This is a genomic window from Hyphomicrobium sp. 2TAF46, assembly GCF_052114865.1.
Lineage (GTDB): Bacteria > Pseudomonadota > Alphaproteobacteria > Rhizobiales > Hyphomicrobiaceae > Hyphomicrobium_B.
This window is the reverse complement of sequence record NZ_JBFRFO010000020.1, coordinates 1-9,410: the sequence shown is the minus strand read 5'-3', so window position 1 is coordinate 9,410 and position 9,410 is coordinate 1. Positions and strand designations below refer to the sequence as shown.

Genomic DNA, 9,410 nt, shown 5'->3' with positions numbered 1-9,410 from the left:
CCAGGCGTCAGCATCTGGATGTCGCCGCCGAAGTTGGTGCGCACACCGGAGCCGCCGAACATGGTGATGTCGCCGGTGCGCACGATGAGGTTGCCGTTTGCATCCTTGTCCGGGAACAGCGCCGCGATGACGTTGCGGCCGCGCAGATAGGAGCCGTAACGCGAGCTATCCGCGTTGTTGTACTCACGCCCGCCTTCGCGCAGTTCCGCGAAGTAGATCGTCCGCAGGAAGATGTTCTTCTGGTCCGGGACAAGCGCATCGAAGTACGCCCGGCGCTCGTCAACGCTAGCGGCCTCAAAGCCGTAGCGCTCCTTCAGCCACGCGGCCAGCTCCTTCTCGTAGGTCTTGGCCACTTTGCCCGGCTGGTCGGCGAGCGGCGTGCCCGTCACGGCGAGGTTCGCCGGATCGAGATAGAGCGACGCCAGCTTCGCATAGTCCGGCCCGTTCACGCCGACGCCGGCCTGCATCAAGATGCTCGCACCGGGACGGGTATCGCCGATCGCGACAGGACCGATCGAGGTGATCGAACCCTTGTCAGCCTGATAGATGTTGCGACCCGCCAACACATCCAGCGTGCCGGGGCCCGCCACCTGGAAATTGGCATAGATGACGTCACGGCCGGCCGACACCAGCGAGACATCGTCGATGTTGTTATGAATGGAGAAGCCGCCGGCATTGACGATGTCGCGGCCGGCCTGCATCCACACCGGCTTGGCGGCGTAGTACCGGGTCGGAGAAGTCGGCGTTGCTGGATTGAGCTGCCCCGTCGTCAGGCCGATGAGATCGCCGTTGACCGCATAGAAGCGCAAGGGATCGTGGTCATTTCCGTGCTGGCCAAAATTTGTACCCTCATCTGACCATTTGTAAAAAAGGTTTTCACCTTCATTCTGCCAGCCCGCATAGAAATAGGGCCTTTGCGGACTGGTCATCTCATCCGGGTTAGACACGCTTGGATGGATGCCGGCGCCGCCGCCGTAGATCGATTGCCCGGCAAGGAATTCGACCTGTACCGTTTTGGCCGGAGTGAGATAGCCGCCGCCATCAAGATAGATGCTTCCCGACGTCGCCACGACGCGCATCCGCGCCGGAAGCATCGCATCAACGCCCTGATCGTTCGAGAAGGTAACCCCTGTCGCGGTTCTGCGCGCAAGGGGAGTCAGATTGCCACCCGCGGAGAACAGGTCGAGCGCGGTTGCGGAGGTCCAGAGCGAGAAGGCGCTGTAGCCGCCGCCCGCATAGTCCACGCCGTCCTTTGTGTACGGCGTGGTCATGACCTGTGATCCGAGCCCCGCATCGATCACGCCGCCAAGCACAAGGTCGCCGCGCGTCGCAAAGCGGGTCGCCGCGTCACCCAGCACCAGCACCATGCCGCCGTTCGCCACGCCCTTGTTGGCGGCGAAAGCATCCGGCGCACGCGGGTCCGAGGCATTGGCCGTGCCATAAGTGAGGTCGATACGTCCCATCGACCCCGCGCGGATATCCACCGCGCCACGCACGTTGATCAGAGCACCGTTGAGATCGTTCTGAAGGCCGCTAGCGCCGCTCGCATTCTCCCTTGGATGCAGAGGGTTGATCGCCCCACCCACATCGAGGGAGATGTCGCCGCCGCCGGTCCGCACGATGCTGCCATCGGCCAGCACGCGACCGGTCGAGCCGACGGCGATAGTCAATCCCTGGCTGCTTTGGAACGTGGACTCCCCGCGGCTCGACTGAACGCCGGCATTGCCGCCGACGCGCACCGCTACGTTGCCGCCGCCCAGCGCACCGAAGCCCGAGAACGCCGGCATCTGGGGGATGAAGTCGCCTATAGTAGTGTAGTAGGGCGAGGCATAGGTGCCGAAGTTGATCCACCACGCCGTCCTCTGTCCGCCCTCCTCGCCGCCCTGGCGCCACAGCCAGTTGCCAGCCAGATTACTGAGATTTGGGGATGGAATGTACCCATAGCTGGTGCCGTTCTGGATGGCGCCCGCCATGTTGCCCTGAGCGGCAATGAGAAGATTGCCGCCGTGCTCGGGATACCAAGCTTGATAATTATCGCCCGTGACCAACGCTTCATAGTCCGACGAATAGCCGTCGAAATACGGGCCGAGTACCGGACTCGCGCCCGCCAGGTTCGGGTCCCATTGTCCGCGCGGCAGATTGTAAGGGTTGCGGCCGTCCTCATCGAGGATCGGTGCGGACTGCGTGCCGGCTGTGTAGATGCCGTAGAGTGAGTTTTGGTTGTAATCTCCGCCGGCGAGAAGGCTGAGATCGCCGGTGCCGGTGCGGATCACGCTGGTAATCATCGGCGTCCGATAAGAACCAAATGTGATATCAGGCATGTAGTGACGGTCCGACAACGTCATGTTTCCGCGACCGCTGAGATCGGACTTGGTACGGAGCATGCGGCTGTCGGCGGCGGCGAGATCGCCTCCGGCGACGAGGCCGATGTCCCAGGACAGCGAGCCCGGCGCCAGCATCGGTGCAACGACGTAGCTCTTGCCCTGCTTGCCGTCCGGCCCAGTGGGACGCAGATCGACCACGTCTCCCGACGTGAGCAAGAGGTTGCTGTTCGACGGAATGAAGGAACCTGCCTTTAGGGTCAGATCGGTGCTGAGATAAAGGGTGAAAGCTGCGAAGACGTTCAGCGGAGTGCCCGCCGGCACAGTCATCGCCTGAACGCTGAACGCGTCACCGAGCGACGTCGGAAGCAGGCTGCCGGCGGCTAGACGCGTACCGGAGGGCAGTGCTGTGGCACCGCTCAAGATCGTTCCGGCAGCAAGCACAGTGCCATCAGGCAAAGTGACCGCACCGCGCAACACAGTGCCTGCAGGCAGCGTGAAACCAGACGATGCCGTCACCTCCATCGGAAGGACAGTGCCTGTCCGCACGGTCGTCGCGCGAATGGGAATGTCATAGTTGAGGCTGTGCTGCCCCCGGAGAGGGATGCTCGTGGTAGCGCTAGTAGAACCACTCGCCCTGCCCTTCAGGGTAACAGCCGTCGGCAGAATGGTCGGCGATGCATAGTCTTCCTTCCCACTCTTAAGGACCCAGCCGTTTCCATCCGGTGTATCCACGGGCTTGAAGCCGTCATTGATGCTGCCGTAGATGTCGAGGTTGCTGCCACTGCGAATGATGAGAGAACCCGGCTCGCCGGAACCATAAATGCCGGTCCGTGCGAAATTCGGGTTGATGCTGTCATAGCGGTAGCCCGACAGATCGAGATCGCCGCCGATCCGCAGGTCGCGATCGGGTGTGTCGCCGGCGATCTCGACGCCGGGACGCAGGTGGAACGCGCCCTGATAGCTGCTCAATCCGGAGAGGCGCGTTCTCAGCGCCCCATTGCCCAACGCCGCCGTGATGAACGCTCCGCTGTCGCCATGGATACCGTTGAGATAGTCCTGGGTGACAACCTGGCTATAGCGACCGTTGACGTCCGTTTCGTCGGCGAGCTGTGCATCGGTGTAGCGGCGGAAGCCGTTGACCACGATGCTCTTGGCGCCACGGATGGCGAGCGGACCCGCAGCGTCGATGGCGACATCGTTCGCACCGTTGCCTGAGCCATCCGCACCCGCGCCGCCACGACGAATGGCGTTGAGCGTCAGCGTGCCGCGCGCGATGCTGTCGGCGGAACGCAGATCGATCGTTGCACCCGAGTTCAGCGCGATCGTGCCCCGACTGCTCGTCAATTCGACAGTCGCGCGGTTCGGCGCGTCGATCGCCTTGCCGTCGCTGTCGACGCGCAGCACCGTGCCATGAGTATCGAGCACGGCGGACGAACCGAGCGTCAGGCCATCGCGCGCTGCGAGACGAATGGCGCCGACCCGCTCGCCGCTGGCGTCGATACGGCCCGTCACCGTCAGGCTTCCGCCATCGATCGACAAATTGATAGTGTTGGCCTTCAGCTCATCGCCGACGACAAGATCGCCTTGCTTGATCTGGAACGAACGCTCGCCGAAGATGCCGCCCGCGCCGAGACGCTGATTGAGACCCGTGAAGCCGGCGATCGTCTGGCCCCTCACCTCCACACGGCCCGTAAGATAGTCGAGATACACACCGGATCCGGCGTCGTAGCGGCCGCTGGCGGTACCGCGAATGGCACCGGCCAAGTCCACGTGACCCGCGTTGGCACCCAGCGCAACAACTGTGAGCTTGCCCGCCTGGTTGTTCTTCGCCGACAGATCGATCACCGATCCGGCCGATTGGCTAATGTTGCCACGATCGCTTTCGATCGCGACATCGCCGCCCCAGCTGTATTGAGTGACATCGAACATCTTGGTGGCGCGCCCGGACATGTCGATGCGCGCGTCATCAGTCAGCGTGACATCGCCGGTGGCCGATAGGCTGAGCTTGCCGCTCGGCAGCACCACGGCGCTGGCGAGCCTGATGGTCTCACCCTTGAGATTGAGCGTCGCGCCCAACGCATCGCTGTTCGATTTCGCGAGGTCGGCACCCTGCGGCGCGGATATGTTGAGAACTCCGCCGGCGGTGATGGAAGTCACCGACCCAGCTCCGCCCGTCAGCAGCGGCGCCGTCAGGTTGAGATTACCCCCAGTGTAGCTGTAGCCCTTGCCCGCCACATAGGCACCCTGCGCCTCATAGACCGACAGCGTGCCCTTGGCGTTGCCGCCGATCCGCTTCGATGCATTGAGATTGGCGGTGCCGAAGCCCAGGATCAGCCGGTCAAGGGTCACCTGATTGTCGGCCCGCACACGGTCGGCGTAGCCGAGCTCGATGGAATCGGCGACGAGATTGAGCGTACCGTGACCGGTTCCGGCACCACCCGGAATGACGGCCCCGGGCGGCACGCTCCCTGTCAACGGCTGACCGTTGCCGAGCCCATATGAACCGACGCTGACGCCCGTCCAGACAAGGTTGCCTGTGGTCAGCGTCGCGACGTCACCAACATTTCCATAGCCATAGATGGCGGGCGTGCTGAGCACCAATTGTTTCAAGCTGGACTTGCCGGTCGTCGGATCGATAGTGCTGAGATCGACGGTCCCATAGAAATTGACGGACTCACGCGCGGTCAGAACGAGGCTTTCGAGTTTGGGAATGCCCATCCCGTTATTGCCGGCAAGCAGACGCTCCAGGATATCCTGATTGAACGAGAGTCCCGGCGCCAGAACGTTGCGGCCAGCCGCATCCGCCAGCGAGGCTTCGCTGCCGATATTGACGGTCGATACGCCAAGCACGAGGTTCTTGGTGCCGTAACGAACGGCGTCGGAGATGCTGATCTTCTGCTGCGAGGAAAATGCGATGGTGCCTTCCGAGTAGAGGCCCGTCTCGCCGCTGCAGACGGAAGCTGCGCAGGTGCCGATCCTGACATTGCCGCCACCAAAGACGTCTTCGATGTTGCTCTGTGGTGGCAGGAACTCGAGCCATCCGTTCGACACCGCAACCATGCTCGTCGCTCGGGGATCGAACAGGTAGCCCGCAGACGAATCGTAAGGCGCTGCACCCTTGCCGAGCGTGTTGATCGAAGCCCCAGCCTCAACCACGATATCCGCCTGGCGATAGCCCGAGACGAGCATCACGTCGGCAGCAGACAGCACCGCGCCGCTGCGCACGACCAACTCACCGCCACGAGATTCAACGGAGATGACCGGGCCCGGATACATGCCGCGACCGCTATCACTGTTCCTTTGCCAAAGCGAACCGCCGATCACGAGACGAGACGCTCCGATGCCGTTCAGCTCATCCGCGCCGATCGAAATGTACCCTGCCTGATGCACGCCGCCGGGTGACATGATTTCGATCTTGGCACCATCCTCTCTGCCGCGCACGGAAACCTGTCCCGCAAATCCGCCTTTGGCGCCCGCCTGCAATGCCTTGCCGTCGAAGCGGAGCGCGCTGCCCGGATTGGTGTCGTCCAGATTGAAGACGAAGCTGAGATTTCCTGCATCCGCCGCCGTCCGCGGTCGCGCCCAACCGAGCTCCTGTGCCCGCGCAATGCCGAACGCCGCATAGCTGGTTTCGTTGTATTTCGAATGCGTGCGCACCGCCGTTCCAGGCGTCAAAATAAGGCTCGTCGGCACGTCGGCGCGAATGTTCGCATTCGCAACCCCCATGTGCCCGGTGGCAAAATAGGATCCGTTGCCAACCGCCGCAACGGGCGGAATCAACGATGTATTGCTGCTTCCGACTTCGACGCGGAAGGCTCCGGGCAACAAGGCGTATGTGGCAGGCATCAGCGTATAGGTGCCGGCGGCAAGTCCTGGCACGCCCGCTGGGATGGTGATCTGCTGACCGATCGCAGGGTTTGCGGCGTCCGCCGCTACTGGCGCGTAGCCGCCCTTGAAGTTCGGGACGATGGCATAGACCTTGTTGCCGGATGCGCTGTAGCCAAAACCCGGATTGGCATCCGCGAGTGCATTGTGCAGCACATCGACCGAGCCGCCGCGGCCACTGACAAAGCCTGCACCTAGAATGTCGCCGCCACCCGAGAGGTCGAGCACCGCGCCGTCTTCAACCGCGATCTTCGCACCGCCGACGCTGATGCCGTTGGTCGCGCGCGCTTGGATATCATCGGTGACCAGACCGGTGAAGGTCACCTCCCGTCCGTTGTATTTGTAGGTGAGCCCGTCGACCGTGCCGCCATACGGCATCAGCAGTCCGGCCATCGATACCGACGTGATGCTGCCCGGCAGGAGCGTCGTCGTTTTCCCGGTCCGCCCGATCTCGATCGCGCCGCCGGGAGCGCGAACGACGCCGCCCTGGTTGATGGTCGGGGCGTCGAGGTAGAGTTTGCCGAACACAGAGAAGGGCGTATCGGGCGTCGCGCCTTCGGCCTTCTTCACAGTCAGTATATTGCCGGCCGTGATCTGCGCCGTCACTTCTGTTCCAGGATAGATCTGACCCGCCGTGATGGTGAGATTCTTCGGTGCGGCGAAATCCGTAGTGATGGCGCCCGTCTGACCCAGCGACGTATTTTTGAGGAAGCGCAGGTCACCCCGGCTAGACAGATCGATCGTCGCAAAGCCGCGGCGGTCGACCACGAGCGGGGAGCCGCCCGCTTGCGCGATAGAGGCGCGCGCGCCGAAGCCGACTTCATCGAGAATGTCGATCATGTCCGCGGTCACGGACAAGTATGCGTCGTCGCTCTGTTGCGATGCGCCGTTCGACACCACGGTGACGGTCGGCATGATGTAGTTATCGAGCACCGGTCGCGTCGTGCCAGCCATGCGCAAATAGGATGCGGCGAGATCGACCCGCGTATTCGGTGCAGCATTCTCCGACAAGCCGAATGCGCCGGCATAGAGCCGCAAGCTTTGACCCATGCGTAGCGACGTGTCGCCATCGAAACTCAGAAGGCCGTTGACGAGGACCGACAGGTTGTCGAACCCGCCTGCATCGATCTTGTCGACGCCGAGCCGGGCCGAGCCGTACGTCAGCGCCGGATCTGCTTCGCCGGGCTGCAATGCAGGATCCAGACGACTGTCGCCCTGCGTCTGGGCAAGAATGAATTCGCGCGGCTTGCGGACTGCATTGTCCACGCCCGCCGACAGGAGATAGTTCGGCGTCTCGAGCGCCAGCGCCAACGTTCCGCCGGCCGCGCCTTTCCCGCCCGCATTCGCGCGCAGGTTTCCGTCGAGATAGAGCCCGTTGTTGGATTTGATGATGATGCTGCCGCCGTTGCTGGCGACGTTGAGTGGCGTGCTGTTCGCTCCAAGGCCGGGCGCGGGAATATCCAACACCGCGCTCGTTCCGGAGGCATCGAGAACCGCGCCCGGACGGATCACGACAAAGGCATCCGTCGCGACGGTCCTTCCAATCCCCTCCCAGTCAAGTCCGCCGCCGATGCTGATGGTGCCGCCGTTGGCGACGATTCCATAGGTCTGGCCACGACGATCGACAGCTGTCGCAGCCCGCGCGGCCGTATCGAGTACGGCATGATCGCCGACCCAGATCGAGCGAGCGTTCGACGTGGGGTCGCCGATATCCGGGCGGACGGAGGCGATATCGATTTCGATCGAGCCAGCCCAGGCATTGAGCCTGCCATCGACCGTAATCTGGTTTCTGCCCGCGCCAAGGATCTTGATCGACTGTCCCGGATCGACCGAGACAACCGATCCAGTGCCGATGGTGAGCGGCCCGCCCTCTCTGTTGCGATCGGATTTCAGTGTCAGACTTGCACCGCTGCGCTGGACAAGAGCGCGATCGACGGGATTTTCGAGATAGAGCGGCGGCGTCCAGACATCGAGCGCGGACGCAGGGTCTGCACCTGTCGCAACGTCATAGCTTGTCGCCGTGAGACGATAGACCGGCATCGTGACGTCGACCTGCGCGCCAGGCGCAACGACGAGCCCCTGATGGCCATTGATCTGGTAGTCGGAGAAGCCGCTGCGGAACAGCGACGTTGCAAGCTTCAGCTGGCCCGGCGCTGCGGCGCCTGCCTCGCCGCCGATGACGATGGTCGGGCCAGATTCGACGAGCAGCTTTCCGCCGCCTTTGACGCCATAGGCCTTGATGTCGCCATCGAGCACCAGCGTGCCGTTAGTCCCGCCCGCGCTTCCGTTCAAGGCGCTGTCTGCGATGAGCGTGACGTTGCCGCCTTTGCCGCCCACGGATTTTCCGCTCTGTAGGAAGCCACCGCCGGAGGAGACATCGATCAAGCTCCCTTCGGCGATCGTCACGTCATGGGTGAATTCGATGCGCGCATCGCCGCCATCAACGAAGGCGGTCTTGTTGAGATCGCCAGGCGTGCGCTGCGCATTGACCCACAGTCCGCGCAGATCGAGCGCGGCGTCAGAATGCAGCGTGAAGCCGGTATGCGCGCCGCCTGTCAGCACCTGTTGCTGGCCGCCCGGCAGATTAAAGACGTTCGTCGCACTTACGCTTCCGCTTCGTGCGGTGACGTTGGCGCGGATATCGATGGTCGGCGCGATGAGGTCGAGGCTGCCGCCATCGGCAAGGGTGAGATCACTGTCGATCGCAATCGCACCGCGGGTGACGATGTCGATCCCGCCGAGCTTCTGTTCATTGAGATGACCGGCATCGAACCAGACGGTGCCCGTGCGCGCTAGCGCATCCCCCGATGCCATCCCCGCTGTGATGCCCGCCACATTACCGATCAGCACATCGGTATCGTAGGCGTTGGTCCGCCCGGCCGCTTCATACTTCCCGATCGCGAGCGTGCCAGCTTTGGCGACCTGGTTCTGTCCGACCTTGTAGCCGTCGGTGGTGCCGGCGGGGCGCGCGTTGAGCTGACGGCTGCCCTGCACGACGTCGGCGAGGATCTTGCCCTCGAACACCGCCGTCGGCGTCGACAGGATCAGCGACCCGGCATCGCGGCCGACCGTGTAGCCGTCCTCCCACCGCGTCGTCACCCGGCCCTTGCCGAACGGGCTGCTCCAGACCTGCGTCACCCCCCAGCGGTCGTTCGACCGCACGAAGCCTTCGCCGAGGCCATAGAACGTCATGTCGCCGCG

At 63.3% G+C, this 9,410-nt stretch carries 1 protein-coding gene; it reads right to left on the bottom strand.

Annotated elements, in window-relative coordinates:
- The coding region (locus AB4Z24_RS22395; protein ID WP_441711848.1) for a beta strand repeat-containing protein at positions 1–9,410 on the bottom strand (9,410 nt) is incomplete at both ends.